Origin of the sequence: Pseudofrankia sp. DC12, assembly GCF_000966285.1 — a bacterium.
Taxonomy (GTDB): domain Bacteria; phylum Actinomycetota; class Actinomycetes; order Frankiales; family Frankiaceae; genus Pseudofrankia.
Window position 1 is genome coordinate 1,026,743 of the sequence record NZ_KQ031391.1, and the last position, 18,735, is coordinate 1,045,477.

The 18,735-nt window shown below is 72.3% G+C and carries 15 protein-coding genes and 1 rRNA gene; all 16 read right to left on the bottom strand.

Annotation, left to right across the window (positions count from 1 at the left end):
- Positions 1 to 347: 347 nt before the first annotated feature.
- A 16S ribosomal RNA gene (locus FRADC12_RS04175) occupies positions 348 to 1,853 on the bottom strand.
- 544 nt (positions 1,854 to 2,397) lie between these two features.
- Entirely contained in the window at positions 2,398 to 3,051 is a 654-nt protein-coding gene (locus tag FRADC12_RS04180; protein WP_045875631.1) for a DNA-3-methyladenine glycosylase, read from the bottom strand.
- Entirely contained in the window at positions 3,044 to 4,519 is a 1,476-nt protein-coding gene (gene argH / locus FRADC12_RS04185) for an argininosuccinate lyase (RefSeq protein WP_045875632.1), read from the bottom strand. Before argH ends, FRADC12_RS04180 begins: the two co-directional genes overlap by 8 nt.
- A gap of 137 nt (positions 4,520 to 4,656) precedes the next feature.
- Positions 4,657 to 5,385, bottom strand: a complete 729-nt coding sequence (gene argR, locus FRADC12_RS04190; protein WP_084010437.1) for an arginine repressor — start codon at positions 5,383 to 5,385, stop codon at positions 4,657 to 4,659.
- On the bottom strand, positions 5,382 to 6,320 hold the full coding sequence (argF, locus tag FRADC12_RS04195; RefSeq protein ID WP_045875633.1) for an ornithine carbamoyltransferase: 939 nt from the start codon (positions 6,318 to 6,320) through the stop codon (positions 5,382 to 5,384). The genes argR and argF overlap by 4 nt, the downstream gene beginning before the upstream one ends.
- Positions 6,317 to 7,531, bottom strand: a complete 1,215-nt coding sequence (locus tag FRADC12_RS04200; RefSeq protein WP_045879066.1) for an acetylornithine transaminase — start codon at positions 7,529 to 7,531, stop codon at positions 6,317 to 6,319. Before FRADC12_RS04200 ends, argF begins: the two co-directional genes overlap by 4 nt.
- 83 nt (positions 7,532 to 7,614) lie before the next feature.
- Entirely contained in the window at positions 7,615 to 8,604 is a 990-nt protein-coding gene (gene argB, locus FRADC12_RS04205) for an acetylglutamate kinase (RefSeq protein ID WP_084010439.1), read from the bottom strand.
- Positions 8,601 to 9,785, bottom strand: coding sequence for a bifunctional glutamate N-acetyltransferase/amino-acid acetyltransferase ArgJ (gene argJ / locus FRADC12_RS04210; RefSeq protein ID WP_045875634.1), 1,185 nt, complete (start codon positions 9,783 to 9,785; stop codon positions 8,601 to 8,603). The genes argB and argJ overlap by 4 nt, the downstream gene beginning before the upstream one ends.
- Positions 9,786 to 9,884: 99 nt before the next feature.
- Positions 9,885 to 10,967 carry an N-acetyl-gamma-glutamyl-phosphate reductase gene (gene argC / locus FRADC12_RS04215; protein ID WP_045875635.1) on the bottom strand — a complete coding sequence of 361 codons (1,083 nt, stop codon included), beginning with the start codon at positions 10,965 to 10,967 and terminating at the stop codon, positions 9,885 to 9,887.
- 380 nt (positions 10,968 to 11,347) lie between these two features.
- Entirely contained in the window at positions 11,348 to 13,867 is a 2,520-nt protein-coding gene (gene pheT, locus FRADC12_RS04220) for a phenylalanine--tRNA ligase subunit beta (protein ID WP_045875636.1), read from the bottom strand.
- Positions 13,868 to 13,871: 4 nt separating this feature from the next.
- Entirely contained in the window at positions 13,872 to 14,963 is a 1,092-nt protein-coding gene (pheS, locus tag FRADC12_RS04225) for a phenylalanine--tRNA ligase subunit alpha (RefSeq protein ID WP_232303604.1), read from the bottom strand.
- 148 nt (positions 14,964 to 15,111) lie between these two features.
- A complete protein-coding gene (locus FRADC12_RS04230; protein ID WP_045875637.1) occupies positions 15,112 to 16,335 on the bottom strand; it encodes a sensor histidine kinase in 1,224 nt (407 codons plus the stop codon).
- Complete coding sequence (locus FRADC12_RS04235; RefSeq protein ID WP_502685225.1) at positions 16,332 to 17,216, bottom strand: TrmH family RNA methyltransferase; 885 nt, start codon at positions 17,214 to 17,216, stop codon at positions 16,332 to 16,334. Before FRADC12_RS04235 ends, FRADC12_RS04230 begins: the two co-directional genes overlap by 4 nt.
- A gap of 68 nt (positions 17,217 to 17,284) precedes the next feature.
- The gene (gene rplT / locus FRADC12_RS04240; protein WP_045875639.1) at positions 17,285 to 17,668 is read right to left on the bottom strand and encodes a 50S ribosomal protein L20; all 384 of its coding nucleotides are present in this window, start codon (positions 17,666 to 17,668) and stop codon (positions 17,285 to 17,287) included.
- A 237-nt stretch (positions 17,669 to 17,905) separates the two neighbouring features.
- Positions 17,906 to 18,100, bottom strand: coding sequence for a 50S ribosomal protein L35 (gene rpmI, locus FRADC12_RS04245; protein WP_045875640.1), 195 nt, complete (start codon positions 18,098 to 18,100; stop codon positions 17,906 to 17,908).
- A gap of 56 nt (positions 18,101 to 18,156) precedes the next feature.
- Positions 18,157 to 18,669, bottom strand: coding sequence for a translation initiation factor IF-3 (gene infC / locus FRADC12_RS04250; RefSeq protein WP_502685226.1), 513 nt, complete (start codon positions 18,667 to 18,669; stop codon positions 18,157 to 18,159).
- Positions 18,670 to 18,735: the final 66 nt, after the last annotated feature.

Genomic DNA, 18,735 nt, shown 5'->3' on the forward strand with positions numbered 1-18,735 from the left:
CACTGTGCAGTTCTCAAAGAACGGACGACCCCACACCCACACCCGGACACACCCACAAGGGCAGTTTCACGGAGGACATGGTCCGTACCGCAGCCAGCCCCCGAACCCTCAACCAACGAGGACCCGAGGGCTCCATGGCCACCGAAGAAGCTTCCGCTCCCTCAGGACCCAACAGCGCACCATACAAGAACCATCCACCAGCCCGGCCGCCCGTTCCACCCCCACCCCGCAAAAAGATAGGGAGTACTAGACACAAACCAGGCCGTCGACAGCCTCTGGAAGTCAGTGTTCCACGCCAGTGAGCAACCGTCCGGCATGAACATCCGGAAACGGCATGCGCTCCTTAGAAAGGAGGTGATCCAGCCGCACCTTCCGGTACGGCTACCTTGTTACGACTTCGTCCTAATCGCCGGTCCCACCTTCGACGGCTCCCTCCACAAGGGTTGGGCCACCGGCTTCGGGTGTTACCGACTTTCATGACGTGACGGGCGGTGTGTACAAGGCCCGGGAACGTATTCACCGCAGCAATGCTGATCTGCGATTACTAGCGACTCCGACTTCACGGGGTCGAGTTGCAGACCCCGATCCGAACTGAGACCGGCTTTTTGGGATTCGCTCCACCTCACGGCATCGCAGCCCATTGTACCGGCCATTGTAGCATGTGTGCAGCCCAGGACGTAAGGGGCATGATGACTTGACGTCATCCCCACCTTCCTCCGAGTTGACCCCGGCAGTCTCCTATGAGTCCCCGGCCGAACCGCTGGCAACATAGGACAAGGGTTGCGCTCGTTGCGGGACTTAACCCAACATCTCACGACACGAGCTGACGACAGCCATGCACCACCTGTGCGGGACCCCTAAGGACCCCCCATCTCTGGAGGATTTCCCCGCATGTCAAGCCCTGGTAAGGTTCTTCGCGTTGCATCGAATTAAGCCACATGCTCCGCCGCTTGTGCGGGCCCCCGTCAATTCCTTTGAGTTTTAGCCTTGCGGCCGTACTCCCCAGGCGGGGCGCTTAATGCGTTAGCTGCGGCACGGAGGCCGTGGAAGGTCCCCCACACCTAGCGCCCAACGTTTACGGCGTGGACTACCAGGGTATCTAATCCTGTTCGCTCCCCACGCTTTCGCTCCTTAGCGTCAGTTCCGGCCCAGAGACCCGCCTTCGCCACCGGTGTTCCTCCTGATATCTGCGCATTTCACCGCTACACCAGGAATTCCAGTCTCCCCTACCGGACTCTAGCCTGCCCGTATCGACTGCAGGCCCGGGGTTGAGCCCCGGGTTTTCACAGCCGACGCGACAAGCCGCCTACGAGCTCTTTACGCCCAATAATTCCGGACAACGCTTGCACCCTACGTATTACCGCGGCTGCTGGCACGTAGTTGGCCGGTGCTTCTTCTGCAGGTACCGTCACTCTCGCTTCGTCCCTGCTGAAAGAGGTTTACAACCCGAAGGCCGTCATCCCTCACGCGGCGTCGCTGCGTCAGGCTTTCGCCCATTGCGCAATATTCCCCACTGCTGCCTCCCGTAGGAGTCTGGGCCGTGTCTCAGTCCCAGTGTGGCCGGTCGCCCTCTCAGGCCGGCTACCCGTCGTCGCCTTGGTAGGCCGTCACCCCACCAACAAGCTGATAGGCCGCGGGCCCATCCCAGACCAATAAATCTTTCCACACACCCAGATGCCCGAGCATGTGAATATCCGGCATTAGCCCCGGTTTCCCGGAGTTATTCCAGAGCCTGGGGCAGGTTGCCCACGTGTTACTCACCCGTTCGCCGCTAACCCGAAGGTCCGCTCGACTTGCATGTGTTAAGCACGCCGCCAGCGTTCGTCCTGAGCCAGGATCAAACTCTCCATCGATGCTTTAAAACCCCTCGACGGGGAGATGCCCCGGCATATAAAGACAGAAGATCAAGTAGATCGTCCCGTCATATGCCAAAGGAATTACAAAACCACCTGCAGACAACACCAGCCCAAACCCCCCAAAAGAAGGACCCAGACCAGCACCACCCACAGACGGGGTTATATGGCACTGACTTCTATGGCACGCTGTTGAGTTCTCAAGGAGCGGACGCATGAACCGGGCCCACCCGAAAGGTGAACTACCGGCGCGATTGTTCGCTTTAACCGAAAGTCGCACGGGTCGTGTCTGGCCCTCCGCCGCTGCGGTGACCGCCACGCCCCAGAAGCCCCAGTTTGGGATCTTATGGGCACCGAAGGCGGGTTTGGAGCCTCTGGCCGCTCCGCGACCAAACTCCAGGAACTCCCCGTGGGGTGTTCCGGCCCGCCGCGTTCGGCGCCGTAGGGAGAACATTACGGTCGCGCGACGGCGAGCGTCAAACGCAGACGACCTAAATCGCTGTGAGCTACGTCACACATGCTGGGGTGCAGCTAGACGATCTCATCAGGTATGGGAGTCTGGTCTGCCGGCCCCAGCGCAGGTCACCTGGCCGGGCCGGCCCCGCGTGGCGCTCACGGTCGGGTCCCCGGCCACCCAGAACCGCCACGGCCGCTCGACCGCCACCCGCAGGCCGATCCGGGGCCCGGTGCGCACCTGGGCGTCGTCGACCTCGCTCCCCCGCTCGACGAGCAGGGGCCCGCCACCGGTGACGGGCGACCCCGTCAGGCGTCCGTCGGCCCCGAGCACCCGGGCGAGCCGGCCAGGCCCACGGGCCAGGTCGCGGTCGGTCAACAGGGGTGCCCGCTGGCGCGCCAGGTCCAGTCCAGCGACCACCTCGCCAGCGCGAACCAACACCGCCGAAGGCGTCCCAGCCGGCTCGCAGACGAGGTTCAGGCACCAGTGCATGCCATAGACGAAGTAGACGTAGGCGTGCCCTGGCGGGCCGAACATCACCGCCGAGCGTGGCGTCGGCCCCCGGGCGGCGTGCGAGGCGGGGTCATCCAGGCCCATGTAGGCCTCGACCTCGGTAAGGCGCACGCAGACCGACCTGTGCCGGACCGTCGCGCCGAGCAGGTCGCGCGCGACGGCCAGCACGGGCCGGGCGTAGAAGTCCGCAGGAAGCGGCTCCGGGGCCGCCGACGAGCCGGAGTCAGGCACTACCGATGGCCCACTTGCGGTCGTCCGCCAGGGCCGGGCGCAGGTTGGCGATCTGCTCGCGGACCCGGGCCGGCGCGGTGCCGCCGGGAGCCGACCGGGCCTCCAGCGCGCCGGCGACGGAGAGCACGTCCCGGACGTCGGGAGTGAAGGCGGGGTTGATCGCCGTGAGCTGGGCGTCGGAGACCTCGTCGAGATCCGCGTCGTGCGCCACACACCAGGCGACCAGCGCGCCGACGGCCTCGTGCGCCGACCGGAACGGCACGCCCCGGCGGACGAGGTACTCGGCGACGTCGGTCGCCAGCGAGAAGCCGTCCGGCGCCGCGGCCTCCAGGCGTTCGGCCCGCACCTTCATCGTCGCGACGGTCCCGGTCACCGCCGGCAGCACCACCAGCAGGGTGTCGACGGCGTCGAAGACCGGTTCCTTGTCCTCCTGGAGGTCCCGGTCGTAGGCCAGCGGCAGGCCCTTCAGGGTGGCGAGCAGGCCGGTCAGCGCACCGATGAGCCGGCCCGACTTGCCCCGGGCCAGCTCGCCGACGTCCGGGTTCTTCTTCTGCGGCATGATCGAGCTGCCGGTGGCGAACGCGTCATCGAGCTCCACCCAGCCGAACTCGCGACTGGTCCACAGCACGATCTCCTCGCCCAGCCGGGACAGGTGCACCCCGATCAGGGCGGCCGCGAAGAGGAACTCGACGGCGAAGTCGCGGTCGGAGACGGCGTCGATCGAGTTGGCGAACGCCCGGTCGAAGCCGAGCTCGGCCGCGACGCCCTCCGGGTCCAGCGGCAGCGACGAGCCGGCGAGCGCTCCTGCACCCAGGGCGCAGACGGCGGCCCGCCGGTCCCAGTCGCGCAGCCGGTCGACGTCACGGGCGAACGCGTGCACGTGGGCGAGGATCTGGTGGCCGAACGAGATCGGCTGGGCGTGCTGCAGGTGGGTCATGCCGGGCGCCGGTGTGGCGACGTGCTCCTCGGCGACGTCGACGAGTGCCTCGGACAGCTCCGTGAGCACCGCGGCCACGTGGCGGGCCGCGGCCCGCAGGTAGAGGCGCAGGTCGGTGGCCACCTGGTCGTTGCGGCTGCGGCCGGCGCGCAGCTTGCCGCCGAGGGTGCCGAGCCGTTCGACGAGGGCCCGTTCGAGGGCGGTGTGCACGTCCTCGTCCTCGATGGTCGCGGTGAACCGGCCGGCGGCCACGTCCGCGCCGACGTCGTCCAGCGCGCCGAGCATCGCGGCGAGCTCGGCGTCGTCGAGCAGGCCGGCCCGGTGCAGCACGCGAGCGTGCGCTTTGGAGGCGAGCAGGTCGTACGGCGCGAGCCGCCAGTCGAAGTGCACGCTCACCGAGAGCTTCGCGAGCGCCTCCGCCGGGCCGCCGGCGAACCGGCCGCCCCAGAGCCGCAGCGGCGCTCCCCCGGCCCCGTTGGCCTCGTTGCCAGCCGTTTCGCCCGTGCCGGCCGGGCTGCCGGTCGTCTTCACCGAAGATGCTCCCTATGTCCACGCGGGCCGCACGTCCACGCGGCCCGCGTCACGCGGTTCTCTATGGCCGCGATCCTGTGTCACGGTCGTGCCCGTTTCCTGGACCCGCGTCACCCTACGGGCGGCGCGGGCCACTTCTAGGCACGGGCGGCGCCTTCCCGGACTGCCGGGAACCGCACCGGGGCCGGTCGAACGCCTAGCTCGTCCTCGTCACCGGCGGCGCCAGCGGGGCCAGCGGCGGCGGGGGTGACGGGGGCGCCACCGTCCGGTTCAGCGCTCCCGGAGCCGGGACCGTCGGGACCGTCGCCGACCGGCCGTACCGCGCGGCCCTCGGCGAGGCCGAGAAGCCGTGCGGCCAGCCTCGGCCCCGTCGCGACGGCCCGAGCCGGCGTCCCGGGCGTCGCCTCCGGCTCGTCGGCCACCGGGAACAGGCGGCAGACCACCAGGATGGTGTCGTCACCCGCGATCGTCCCCATGATCTCCGGGAGGGCGGCGCGGTCGAGCGCGGACGCGAACAGCTGCGCCGCTCCCGGCGGGGTGCGCAGAACGACGAGGTCGCCGTTCGCCTCGGCGGAGACCAGCAGGTCCTCGCAGAGCCGGGACAGCGGCAGCCGCACCGACTCGGCCGGGGCGAGCCCCGGGTCGACCGTGTAGGTCAGCTGGCCGTCCTGGCCGCGGACCTTCGTCGCGCCCAGCTCGTCCAGGTCGCGCGACAGCGTGGCCTGGGTGACCCGGACGCCCTCGCCGGCGAGCAGCCGGGCGAGCTCGGTCTGCGAGCGGACCGGATGCGCCGCGATGAGCGCGGCGAGCCGGGCGTGCCGGGCCCGCTTGGTCAGGGGCGTCACCGGACGGGTCGGCGAGGTCATCGGGTTTCGAGGGCGCCGAACAGAAATGCCAGCAGCGCCTTCTGGGCGTGCAGGCGGTTCTCGGCCTGGTCGAAGACCACCGAGGCGGGTCCGTCCATCGCCCCGTCGGTGATCTCGTCGCCGCGGTGCGCCGGCAGGCAGTGCATGACCTTCACGCCCGGTTTCGCGGCCCCGATCAGCGCCTCGTTGAGCTGGTAGGGCCGGAACACGGCGGCGCGGTTGGCCGCGTCGGCCTCCTGGCCCATCGAGGCCCAGACGTCGGTGTAGAGCACGTCGGCGCCGTCGGCGGCCTCGGCCGGGTCGTGGAGCACCGCGACCGAGCCGCCGGAACCCACGGCCAGCTCGGCGGATCGGGTGACGACGCCCGCGTCCGGCTCGTAGCCCTTCGGGGCGCAGATCCGGACGTGGAGGCCGGCCATCGCGCCCGCGTACAGCAGCGAGTGGGCGACGTTGTTGCCGTCGCCGACGTAGGTCAGCGTGACGCCCCTGGTCGTGCCGAGGTGGTCGCGCACGGTCTGCAGGTCGGCGAGCGCCTGGCAGGGGTGGGTGAAGTCGGACAGCGCGTTGACGACTGGCACGGAGCCGGCCGCGGCCAGCCGGTCGACCCGGTCCTGGCCGAACGTGCGGACGACGATCGCGTCGACGTAGCGGCTGAGCACCTTCGCCACGTCCTCGATCGACTCCCGCTTGCCCAGGCCGATCGTGTTCGCGTCGAGGACGATCGGGTGGCCGCCCAGCTCGCTGACGCCGGCCTCGAAGGAGACCCGGGTACGGGCCGACGGCTTCTCGAAGATCAGAGCCACGGACCGGCCGGCGAGCGGCCTGGGGTGCGTCGGGGTCCGCCGCGCCGCCTTGAGCAAGTCGGCCGTGTCGAGGACCGCTTCCTGCTCGGCGGGCGTCAGGTCGGTGTCGAGGCGGAAGTGGCGGATCGTCATGGCCCGACCTTACGATCAGCCGCCAGCGCCTCGACGGCCGCTGAGACGGCCGCTGAGGCGGTCGCTGAGGCGGTCGCTGAGGCGGTCGCGATGGCGGGCAGCGCGGCGAGGAACGCGTCGACGTCCGCCTCGCCGAGGACCAGCGGCGGCGCAATCCGAACAGTCGCCGGAGCGATGCCGTTGACCAGGAAACCGGCCTCGCGGGCCGCGGTCTCGAAGGCGGCCGCGGTCGGGGTCGAGAGCTCGATCGCCCGCCACAGGCCGACGCCGCGGACGCCTGCGATGCCGGGTACGCCGGCGCCGGCCGCGGCCCGGACGCCGGCGGCGAGCCGCTCGCCGACGGCGGTCGCGTGGGCGAGCAGCCCTTCGGACTCGATGGTGTCGAGGACCGCGAGCGCGGCGGCGCAGACGACCGGCCCGCCGCCGAAGGTGCTGCCGTGCTCGCCCGGCCCGAGCAGCCGCCCGGCCGTGCCGATGCCGATACAGGCGCCGATCGGCAGGCCGCCGCCGAGGCCCTTGGCCAGGGTCAGCACGTCGGGCAGCACCCCTTCGTGCTGGTGGGCGAACCAGGCGCCGGTCCGCCCGACGCCGCTCTGCACCTCGTCGAGGACGAGGAGCGCGCCGGTCCGGTCGCACAGCGCCCGCGCGGCGGCCAGGTAGCCGGCGGGGGGCGCGATGACGCCGGCCTCGCCGAGGGTCGGCTCCAGGAAGACGGCGGCGGTGCGCTCGCTGACCGCGGCCTCGAGCGCGGCGGCGTCGCCGTAGGGCACGAACGTCACGCCAGGAAGCAGCGGCTCGAAGGGAGCCCTCTTGCCGGGCTGGCCGGTGATCGACAGGGCACCCAGGGTCCGGCCGTGGAAGGAGTGCTCCGCGGCGATGATCTCGGTGCGGCCGGTCCTGCGGGAGATCTTGATGGCGCACTCGTTGGCCTCGGCGCCCGAGTTCGCGAAGAACACCCGGGCGTCGGCGCCGAGCAGGTGCACCAGCCGCTCCCCGAGCAGGACCTGCGGCTCGTTGACGTACAGGTTGGAGGTGTGGCCGAGCTGGCCGAGCTGCGCGGCGACGGCGGCCCGCACGGCCGGGTGGGCGTGGCCCAGCGCGCTGACCGCGATCCCGGCGAGCAGGTCGACGTACTCGTTGCCGTCGACGTCCCAGACCCGGGTGCCCTCGCCGCGGGCGAGCGCGACGGCCGGGCGGCCGTAGGTGCCCATGATGACCTTGTCCCGCCGGTCGAACAGGTCCTCGGCGCCGGCCGGTCCCGCGGTGGGGAGCGTCGCGGCGGCGGTGCTGGGGGTCACGGGGTTCCTCCGGGGCTCGGGGGCGCGGCGGGCAGGCCGGCGCCGTCCTTGACGGTGGGGGTGATCAGGGTGCCGATGCCGTCGTCCGTGAAGATCTCCAGCAGGACCGCGTGCGGCACCCGGCCGTCGAGGACGTGCGCCTGGGGCACGCCGCCGTCGACGGCCCGCAGGCAGGCCTCCATCTTCGGGATCATCCCGGCGGACAGGGTCGGGAGCATGTCCTGCAGCTGGTCGGCGGCCAGCTCGCTGACCACCTCGTCCGAGTTCGGCCAGTCCGCGTACAGGCCCTCGACGTTGGTCAGCACGACCAGCTTGAGGGCGCCGAGCGCGACGGCGAGCGCGGCGGCGGCGGTGTCGGCGTTGAGGTTGTAGACGTTGCCGTCCTCGCCGCGGGCGACCGTCGCGACGACCGGGACCCGGCCGGCGTCCAGCAAAGCGTTGATCGTCTCCGGGGCCACCTCGACGACGTCGCCGACGAGGCCGATGTCGACCTCCTCGCCGTCGACGATCGCCGGGCGCCGCTGGGCGGTGAACATGTTCGCGTCCTCGCCGGACAGGCCGACGGCGAACGCGCCGTGGTTGTTGATCAGGCCGACAACGTCGCGGTTCACCTGGCCGACCAGCACCATCCGGACGATCTCCATCGTCTCCGGGGTGGTGACCCGCAGGCCGCCGACGAAGCTCGACTGGACCCCGAGCCGGTTGAGGTGCGCGGTGATCTGCGGGCCGCCGCCGTGCACGACGACGACCCGGATCCCGGCCAGCCGCAGGAAGACGACGTCCTCCGCGAAGGCCTCGCGGAGCTCTGGGCTCTCCATCGCGTTGCCGCCGTACTTGATGACGACAGTGGCGCCGTGAAACCGGGCCAGCCACGGCAGCGCCTCGACAAGCACCTGGGTCTTCGGCAACGCCGCGTGCCCCCGCGCGGTCGCCGCCGGCCCCCGCGGCTGCACGGCCGCAGCCTCAGCGCCGTTCAACACGCTCATGTGGAGTAGGCCGAGTTCTCGTAGACGTAGCCGTCGGTGAGGTCGTTGGTCCAGATGGTGGCCTCCGCGTCGCCCGCGTGCAGGTCGGCGACGATGGCGATCTCGCGGCCGGACAGGTCCACCAGGTCGCGGGAGTCGCCTGGGGCGCCGGCCTTGCAGACCCAGACGCCGTTCATCGCGACGTCGAGCTCGTCGGGCTCGAAGGCGGCCTTCGTGGTGCCGATCGCGGCGAGCACCCGGCCCCAGTTGGGGTCCTTGCCGTAGAGCGCGCACTTCAGCAGGTTGTTGCGGGCGACGGCCCGGCCGACCTCCAGCGCGTCGTCCTCGCTGGCCGCACCTTTGATCGTGATGGCGATGTCCTTGGTCGCGCCCTCGGCGTCGCCGATCATCTGCTTGCCGAGGTCCATGCAGACGTCGGTGACGAGCTGGGTCAGCTCCGCCTCGGCGAGCGTCACGCCGGAGGCCCCGGAGGCGAGCAGCAGCACGGTGTCGTTGGTCGACAGGCAGCCGTCGGAGTCGATCCGCTGGAACGTCAGCCGGGTCGCCTCGCTGACCACCCGGTGCAGCGTCGCCGCGTCGGCGACCGCGTCGGTGGTCACCACGACGAGCATGGTCGCCAGCGACGGCGCGAGCATCGCCGCGCCCTTGCCCATGCCGCCGACGGTGACCGTCCCGTCGGAGGAGGAGCGGACCGCCTGCTTGCTGACGGTGTCGGTGGTCCGGATCGCCTCGGCGGCGGCCGGGCCGCCGTCGGTGGAGAGCTGGGCGACGGTCCGGGTGACGCCGTTGAGCAGCAGGTCCATCGGCAGCCGGACGCCGATCAGGCCGGTCGAGCAGATCCCGACGTCGCCGGCGCCCAGGTCGAGCGCCTTCGCGACGTGTTCGGCGGTGAAGTGCGTGTCCGCGAAGCCGTCCGGGCCGGTGCAGGCGTTGGCCCCACCCGAGTTGAGCACGACCGCGCGCAGCCGGCCGTCGGCCAGCGCCTGGCGGGTCCACTGGACCGGCGCGGCCTGCACCCGGTTGGTGGTGAACACGGCGGCCGCGGCATCCGACGGCCCGTCGTTGACGACGAGCGCGACGTCCGGCCGTCCGGACGGCTTCAGCCCGGCCGCGACTCCGGCGGCCCGGAACCCCTTCGGGGCGGTGACGCCCTGTACCCCAAGTTCACTCCGAAGCCGCACTCGCTCCGCGGCCGGCCTCGCTTCGCTCGGCCGGCCACTCCGCTCGCTTGCTTCTGCGCTCACGTCGCGGTCCTCGATTCTTCGGCGGGTTTCGCGTTGTCAGGGGGCGAGGCCGGTCAGCGGGAGGCCCATGGTCTCCGGCAGGCCGAGCATCAGGTTGGCGCACTGGATCGCCTGGCCGGCGGCGCCCTTGGTCAGGTTGTCGAGCGCCGAGACGACGACGACCCGGTCGGCGTCCTCGTCGTAGGTCGCCTGCAGGTGCACGGCGTTGCTGCCGAGCGTGGCCGAGGTGCGCGGCCAGCGGCCGGCAGGCAGGACCGTCACGAACGGCTCGTCGGCGTAGTGGGCGCGCAGGATGCCGGTGACCAGGCCCGCGCCGAAGCCGAGCCCCACCCCGAGGTCGTCGGTGGACGCCCTGGCCGCCGGCCGGGCGGTGCAGGTCGCGAGGATGCCGCGCGGCATCGGGGCGAGAGTGGCGGTGAACGACAGCTTGACCGTCGCCGCCGGCCCCGGCACGCCGTCGGCGGCGACCTTGGCCAGGTTCTGGACGATCTCCGGGCGGTGCTGGTGGCGGCCGACCTTGTAGGCCGTGACGTCGCCCATCACTTCGGAGCCGAGCAGGCTGGCGTTGGCGGCGCGGCCGGCGCCGGAGGTACCGCTGGCGGCGACCGTGACCAGGTCCGACGGGTCGACGACGCCGGCGGCGACGAGCGGGGCGTAAGCGAGCGTCACCGCGGTCGGGTAGCAGCCGGGGGCGGCGACCCGCTCCGCCGCGGCGATCGCGGCGCGGGCGCCGGGCAGCTCCGGCAGGCCGTAGGCCCAGGTGCCAGCGTGCGCGCCGCCGTAGGCCTTCGCCCAGGCGTCGGCGCTCGCGAGCCGGAAGTCGGCACCCAGGTCGACGACCTTGGTGCCCGTCGGGATGGTCGCCGCGACCTCGGCGGAGCGGCCGTGCGGGAGTGCCAGGAAGATCAGGTCGGCGCCGGCGGCGGCCGCGGCGGCCGTGTCCACGAACGTCCGCCCAGACAGCGCGGGCAGGTGCGGGTGGAGGTCGGCGATCTCCTCGCCGATGTTGGTGTGCGCGGCCACGGCACCGATCTCGATCTCCGGATGCGCGAGCAGCAGGCGCAGGAGCTCGCCGCCGCTGTAGCCGCTGCCGCCGATGACCGCCGCTGTCATGCCCATGGCCGCAATTCTATGCACGAAGACGCATGATCATCCAGTCTTTTCCGGTGCCGCTCCGAGCGCTCCGCTGTGCTCGACCTCGACGCCGACCACCCGGTCACGCGGGCCGAGGCGTTGTCCCTGATGGGAGCCCTGGTACCTGCCACGATCGGTGGATGACCACGGTGGCCGGCTTCGGGGCCGGGTGACGGCCCGAGCTGCCGCCGTGCTCGCCGACCGGGCCGATCTCGGGTTCGTCGAGGTGATCGCGGAGAACGTCACCCTCGGCTCGGTGGCGCGGGCCGCACCGACGGACCTGGGTGTGCCGGTGGTGACGCATGGCATCGGGCTGTCGACGCTGAGCGGCTCGTCTGGCCCGCGAATGCCTGCCCCGCGCCAGGTCAGGCTCGCAGGGCGGCGCCCGTACGCCGGGCAGCCTCGGCGACGGCGGCATCGCGGACGCCGTTCGCCTCGCCGGCCGTCAGGGTGCGGTCGGTCGCCCGCAGCCGCAGGCCGAAGGCCAGCGAGCGGCGCCCGGCGCCGACCTGCGCGCCCTCGAACACGTCGAACAGGGTCAGCGACTCCAGCAGGTCGCCGGCGCCGTCGCGCAGCGCCGTCGACACCTCGGCGACCGGGGTCGCGGCGTCGACCACCAGCGCGACGTCCCGGTCCGCCGGCGGGTACGAGGAGACGACCGGCGCGGGCGCCGCGCCGTGCCGCAGCGCGGCCGCGATCAGGACGTCCGGGGACAGCTCGAAGGCGACCGCCCGCACGGGCAGGCCGAGGTTCGCGATCACCCGCGGGTGCAGCTCACCCGCGTGCCCGGCCAGCTCGCCGTCGACGTGCAGCGCGGCGCACCGGCCCGGGTGCCAGGGCGCGTGCTCGTCGGCGGTGACGGTCAGCTCGACGCCGACGGCGCGGGCGGCCGCGTGCGCCGCCGCGACGGCGTCGGCCCAGTCCGCCGGCCGGCCCGGCGTGAGCGCACCGCCGGCGACCCCGGCCGGCTCGCGCTGGCCGGCGAGCACCCCGGCGACCCGGCGGGGCTGCTCGGGCAGCGCCGCGTCCAGCGCGGCGATCTGGTCGTCGGTCGGCCGGTCAAAGACCGATGGCGTCGGCACCGGTTCGACCGGCGCCGGGAGCTCCCGGAACACCTGGCCGATCTCGAACAGGGCCAGATCCGCCTGGCCGCGGCCGAGGTTGCGGACCGCCGCGTCGAACAGCCCGGGAAGCAGGCTGGTCCGCAGGTAGGCCGCGTCCTCGGCGATCGGGTTCGCGATCCGCACCGCCGCCCGGCGCCGGTCGTCCGCCGGCAGGTCGAGCGCGTCAGCCACGCCGGCGCCGACGAACGGCAGCGTCATCACCTCGGTGAGGCCCTCGTACGCGAGTGACCGGGCGATCGCGCGGGTCAGCCGCTGCGACTCGGTCAGCCCACGCCCGGCCGGCAGCCGCGGCAGCGTGACCGGGATGGTGTCGAAGCCCTCCAGCCGCATGACCTCCTCGACGAGGTCCGCCGGCCTGGTCAGGTCCGCCCGCCAGGACGGGGGCGTGACGACCACGATGTCCTCGTCGGCCGGCTCGCCACCGGCCGGCTCGACCGCGCAGCCGACGTCGGCGAGGCGGGTCCGCACGACCTCGTCCGGGTAGAGCCGGCCGCCCAGCCGGGTCACCTCGGACAGCGGGAACCGGATCGTCGTCGGCGCGGGCCGGTTGTCGACGTCGGTGACCCCGGGCGCGGGCCGCCCGCCGGCCAGCTCGCCGAACAGCCGGATCGCCTCGTGCGCCGCGGCGGGCGCGAGCGCCGGGTCGACGCCGCGCTCGAAACGCCGCGACGCCTCGGAGAACAGCCGGTGGCGCCGGGCGGTGCGGGCGACCGCGAGCGGGGCGAAGTGCGCCGCCTCCAGCACGATCTCGGTGGTTGCCGCGGAGATCTCGGTGCTCGCCCCGCCCATGACGCCGGCCAGCGCGATCGGGCCGGAGTCGTCGGCGATGACCAGGTCCTCGGGGTGGAGCGCCCGGTCGACCCCGTCCAGGGTCAGCAGCCGCTCCCCCGCCCGCGCCCGGCGGACGACGATCGGGCCGGTGAGCCTGGCCTTGTCGAAGGCGTGCAACGGCTGCCCGAGGCCGAGCATGACGGCGTTCGTGATGTCGACGGCCGCGGAGATCGGCCGCATGCCGGCCAACGTGAGCCGCCGGGCCCAGCGCAGCGGGGTGGCCGCCGCCGGGTCGACGCCGGTGATCACACGGGCGACGTACCGGTCGCAGGCGGCGGTGTCCTCGACGGTGACCGGGTAGCCGTCACCCGCGGTCGCGGCGGGCGGCGGCGGAGCGCCCGGGTCGACGAAGGGCAGGCCGAAGGCCGTGGCGGCCTCGCGGGCGATGCCGCGGACCGACAGGCCGTACCCGCGGTCGGGGGTGACGGAGATGTCGAGCACGTCGTCGGCCAGGTCCAGCAGCTCGGCGACGTGCGCTCCCAGCGGGGTGTCCGGCCCGAGGACCAGGATCCCCTCGTGGGCGTCGCTGATCCCCAGCTCGCGCTCCGAGCAGATCATCCCGTCAGAGACGTGCCCGTAGGTCTTGCGGGCAGTGATCTCGAAGCCGCCCGGCAGCATCGCGCCGGGCAGCGCGACGGCGACCCGGTCGCCGACCTCGAAGTTGGACGCGCCGCAGATGATCCCGCGCACGCCGGACCCCGGGTCCGCCGAGACGGCCTCGGTGACCCGGACCTGGCACCAGCGGACGCTCTTCTTCTTGGCGGCGACCTCCTCGATCGCCAGCACCTCGCCGACGACGACGCCGCCGAGGCCGCCGACCGGCTCCAGGCCCTCGACCTCGAAGCCGGCGCGGATCAGCGCGTCGGCGACCACCTCTGCCGGCGGCAGGCCCGGGACCTGCTCCCGCAGCCAGGACATCAGGACAAGCATCGCGTCAGCCCTCGATTCCGAACGGCAGGCTGAACCGGACGTCGCCCTCGACGAAGTCACGGATCTCGCGGACGCCGTGGCGCATCATCGCGGCCCGCTCCAGGCCCATCCCGAACGCGAAGCCGCTGTAACGGGCCGGGTCGACACCCGCGGCGAGCAGCACGTTCGGGTCGACCATGCCGCAGCCGCCGGCCTCGATCCAGCCCTCGTCCGAGCAGACCCGGCAGGGCTGGCGGGCGGCCTCGCCGCGGCAGTTGAAGCACTGGACGTCGAGCTCGGCGCTCGGCTCGGTGAACGGGAAGTAGTGCGGGCGCAGCCTGGTCTTCAGGCCGGTGCCGAACAGCGCCGCCGCGAACGTGTCCAGGGTGCCGCGCAGGTCGGCCATCGTGATGCCCTCGTCGACGGCGAGGCACTCCAGCTGGCTGAAGACCGGCGAGTGGGTCGCGTCCACGGTGTCGTTGCGGTAGGTCCGCCCCGGGGCGACCACGTACACCGGCAGCGGGCGCGACAGCAGTGCCCGGATCTGCACCGGCGAGGTGTGCGTGCGCAGCAGCCGGCCGGTGCCCTCGGGCTCGACGAACAGGGTGTCGTGCTCGCTGCGCGCCGGGTGGTCCGGGTCGAAGTTCAGCGCCTCGAAGTTGAACCAGTCGTGCTCGACCTCCGGGCCCTCGGCGACCTCGTAGCCCATGGCGACGAACGTGTCGACGAGCCGCTCGGACAGCAGCGCGAGCGGGTGGCGGGCACCCGGACGCCGACGGCTGGCCGGCAATGTGACGTCGACCCGCTCCTCGACCAGGACGCGGGCGTCACGGTCGGCGGTGAGCTCGGCGAGCCGGGCGGTGTGTGCGTCGCGGACGGCGCCGAGCGCCTCGTTGAGCCGCTTTCCCGCGTCGGCGCGGTCCTCGCGGGCCAGCGAGCCGAGTTTCTGGCGGGCCAGCATCAGCGGCGCCGACCGGCCGTCGACCTGCGCGGCGCGGACCGCGGCCAGCTCGGCGAGGTCGCCGGCCGCCGCGAGAGCGGCGAGCGCCTCGGCGACGGCGGCATCAAGGGCTGGCGGGGTGAGCGGACCGCCTGCGGCGGGCTGCGGATCGGTCATCGTGTCGGTCATCGTCATTCGAGTCCGGTGTCAGCCTCTTGATCGGGGGTGGCCCGGCCCTTCGGCACGCGGATCATCCACGTCGGGGGTCGGACCAGGGTTCCGGTTCGTCCAGCGCAGCCCGCCGGGCCTTTCGCGGTTCGTCGGCTCAGCCGAAGACCGGGGCACCGGCGGGCAGGGAAAATCGGAACTCCGCGCCACCGCCGGGCGCCCGTCCGACCACGATCGTGCCGCCGTGCGCCTCGATCAGCGCCTTCGCGATGTAGAGCCCGAGCCCGGTGCCGTTGCCCCGGCTGGCCCCGCGCCAGAACTTGGTGAAGACCCGGCCCGCGTTGGCCTCCGGCACACCGTCACCCTCGTCGGCCACGCTCACCTCGGCTCCCGTCTCCGTGCCGCGCAGTTCGACAGTCACGGTACCCGCTCCATGGCGCAGGGCATTGTCGACGAGGTTGTGCAGCACCTGCTCGATCTTGTCCGGGTCGATCCACATCTCCGGCAGCTCGTCATCGATGTGGACGACGAACCGGTCCGAGCCGGCGGCACCGGCGGCCACCTTGCCCTGGAGCACCCGGGTGAGGATCACCTTGGGGTCGGCGATCTGCTTGCGCAGCTGGATCCGGCCGGCGTCGATCCGGGAGACGTCGAGCAGCTCGGTCAGCAGCCGGGTGACCCGGTCGGCATCCGTGTTGACCGTGTTGAGCATGAGCTTCTTCTGCTCGTCGGTGAAGCGCTCCCATTTGGCCAGCAGCGTCGCGGTGAAGCCCTTGACGCTGGTCAGGGGGGACCGCAGCTCGTGCGCGACCGTGGCGACGAGATCGGAGCGGTTGCGCTCGATGCGCTCCCGGCTGGCCGTGTCGCGCAGGCACAGCGCGACCTGGAGGAGCCGGCCGGCGTGCCGGGTGTAGCGCACCGTCACGTTGAAGTCGTGGTCGCGCGTCGGGCCTGCGTACGTCAGGCGCCGCTCCGGCTGGCCGGTGACCCGGGGCAGCCGCCGGCCCGCGGTCGACGCCTCCCACCAGTCGTTGCCGCGTTCGTCGACGAGCGGTAGCACCTCGGTGACATGCCGACCGCCGACCGCCTGGGCGTCGAGGCTGGTGAGGGCCGCCGCGGCGGCGTTGAAGACGAGCACGACGCCGTCCGCGTCGGTCAGCACGACCGCGTCCGGGAGCCCGTCGAACGCCGTGGCCGACGCGGCAGTCACCGACCCGGCCGGGGCACCGGACGAGTCGGTGGCCGCCGCGGCGTCGGGCGTTCCAGCCGTCGTGAGGCCGGCGTCCGCGCCGCCGGGCTCGGCTGCCTGGCCCGCGGCGTCATCCGGGCCGGCGGTCTGCCCACCGACGCGGGTGGGTGCTGAGGTGACCGTATGCGTCACCGTCGTTCACCTCCCCCGGTGCCGTGCGTACCGGATCTGGCCATTCTCCGCGCCCGGGCGGACGCGTAAAGACAGAGAGCCGTCGCGACCGCAAGATTCAACGACTCGGCCTGACCGTACACCGGCACCCGAAGCACCGCGTCCGCGGCGGCCAGAGCATCCGGGGACAGACCGTGTGCCTCGTTGCCGAACAGCCACCCGGTCGGGCCATCGAGGTCGCCCGCGTCGGCGGCGTCGTAGAGGTCACGGGTGCCATAGCCCGAGGTGGCGACCACCCGGCAGCCGGCGGCGCGCAGCCAGTCGACGGCCACGCCGAGGTCCGGCTCGGTGATGACGGGCAGGTGAAAGAGGCTGCCGGCGCTGGCGCGGACGCACTTACCACCGAAGGGATCGACCCCGTCGCCCGCGAAGATGACGGCGTCCGCCCCGGCCGCGTCCGCGGTCCGGATGACGGTGCCCGCATTGCCCGGGTCGTTCGCTGCGACACAGACCGCGACCAGGGCCGGGCCGACCATGCCAGCCTGTCCCGGTTGTCCTGTCCCGACCGCCGGGCGGCCCCGGCCGGGGGTACCGGGCCGGCCAGGCAGGCTGGTGAGATCGGCGAGCCTGGTGGCGCGAAGCGTGGCGACGCCGACCAGGCCCTGCGGCGTGACCGTCTCGGACAGCGCCGCGGCCGCGGCGGCCGTCACGGGACGGACCGGCACACCGGCGGCGGCGGCCTTCGCCACGAGCCCACCATGACGCGCGGCGGCCGAATCGCCGACGAACAGGTCGGTGAGCCGGCCGGCCGCGAGCGCCGCCTCGACGGCCTGGAAGCCCTCGGCGAGAAAGCGCCCCTCGGCCCGGCGGGCCGAGGGGCGACGCAGCCGCCGGGCCGCCACGACACCGGCTGCTCGGGGACCCAGTGGCTGGGCCCCCCTAAACGACACTGTCACCGCCGACGCGGTGGTCAGGCCGCCGACGACTCCGAGGCCACCGGAGGCACGGCGGCGCGGGCGACCTCGACGAGCGCGGTGAACGCGGCCGGGTCGTTGACGGCGAGGTCGGCGAGGATCTTCCGGTCGACCTCGACGCCGGCGACCTTCAGACCCTGGATGAAGCGGTTGTAGGTCATGCCGTTGGCGCGCGCGGCCGCGTTGATGCGGGTGATCCACAGCTGCCGGAAGTCACCCTTGCGGGCGCGACGGTCCCGGTAGGCGTAGTTCATCGAGTGGAGCATCTGCTCCTTGGCCTTGCGGTACAGCCGGGACCGCTGGCCGCGGTAGCCGCTCGCCTGGTCAAGGGTGGTGCGGCGCTTCTTCTGGGCGTTGACTGCCCGCTTCACGCGTGCCATGAGGGCACTGTCTCCTAACGTTCTTCGTGGCCGGCAGCCGGGCCTCCCACGGGAGCACCCGGAACAGCCAACCGGTCACCTAGCGGTCGCGCTCGCCCCGCGGCCGGACCGGCCGATGGCTCGGTCCGAGCGGATGACAAGCGGATCAGCCCAACGCGCTCAACCCGCCCAGCTGGGCCGGATCACCGCGACGAGCAGTGGGCCCCGAGCCTCGAGACCAGGGTTCGCCCGTCCCGCCTAGCGGGCCAGCATGCGCGAGATGCGACGGTTGTCCGCGGGGGCGAGCACGACCTCGTCGTTGAGCCGACGGGTGCGACGACTCGTCTTGTGCTCGAGAAGGTGTGCGCGGTTGGCCCGGCGCCGCATGATCTTGCCGGAGCCGGTGACGCGGAACCGCTTGGAGGCGCCGCTGTGCGGCTTCATCTTGGGCATGTCGTGTCTCGTGTCCTGAGGTAGGGGGACCTGATGGGGGTTGGGTCCGAGCCGCCCTAGCGGACCGGCTCGGGCTCGGGCCGCCGCTGGCTCGCGCCCTTGTGGGGGGCCATGACCATCGTCATGTTCCGGCCGTCCTGCTTGGGCTGGGCCTCGACGTACCCGAGCTCGGCGACGTCGGTCGAGAGCCGCTGCAGCAGACGGATACCGAGCTCCGGCCGCGACTGCTCCCGGCCACGGAACATGATGGTGATCTTGACCTTGTCGCCGGCCTTGAGGAAGCGCACGACGTGACCCTTCTTGGTCTCGTAGTCGTGCGGGTCGATCTTCGGTCGGAGCTTCATCTCCTTGATGACCGTCTGGACCTGGTTCTTCCGAGCCTCGCGCCGCTTCTGGTCGGACTCGTACTTGAACTTCCCATAGTCCATGAGCTTGCAGACGGGCGGCCGGGCGGTCGGCGCGACCTCGACGAGGTCGAGATCTGCCTCCTGCGCCAGCCGCATGGCCTCCTGGATCGAGACGATGCCGATCTGCTCGCCCTCCGCGCCGACGAGGCGAACCTCGGGCACGCGGATGCGGTCGTTGATGCGTGACTCTGTGCTGATCTGGTTTCCTCCATGGCTCGACGCGCGGGG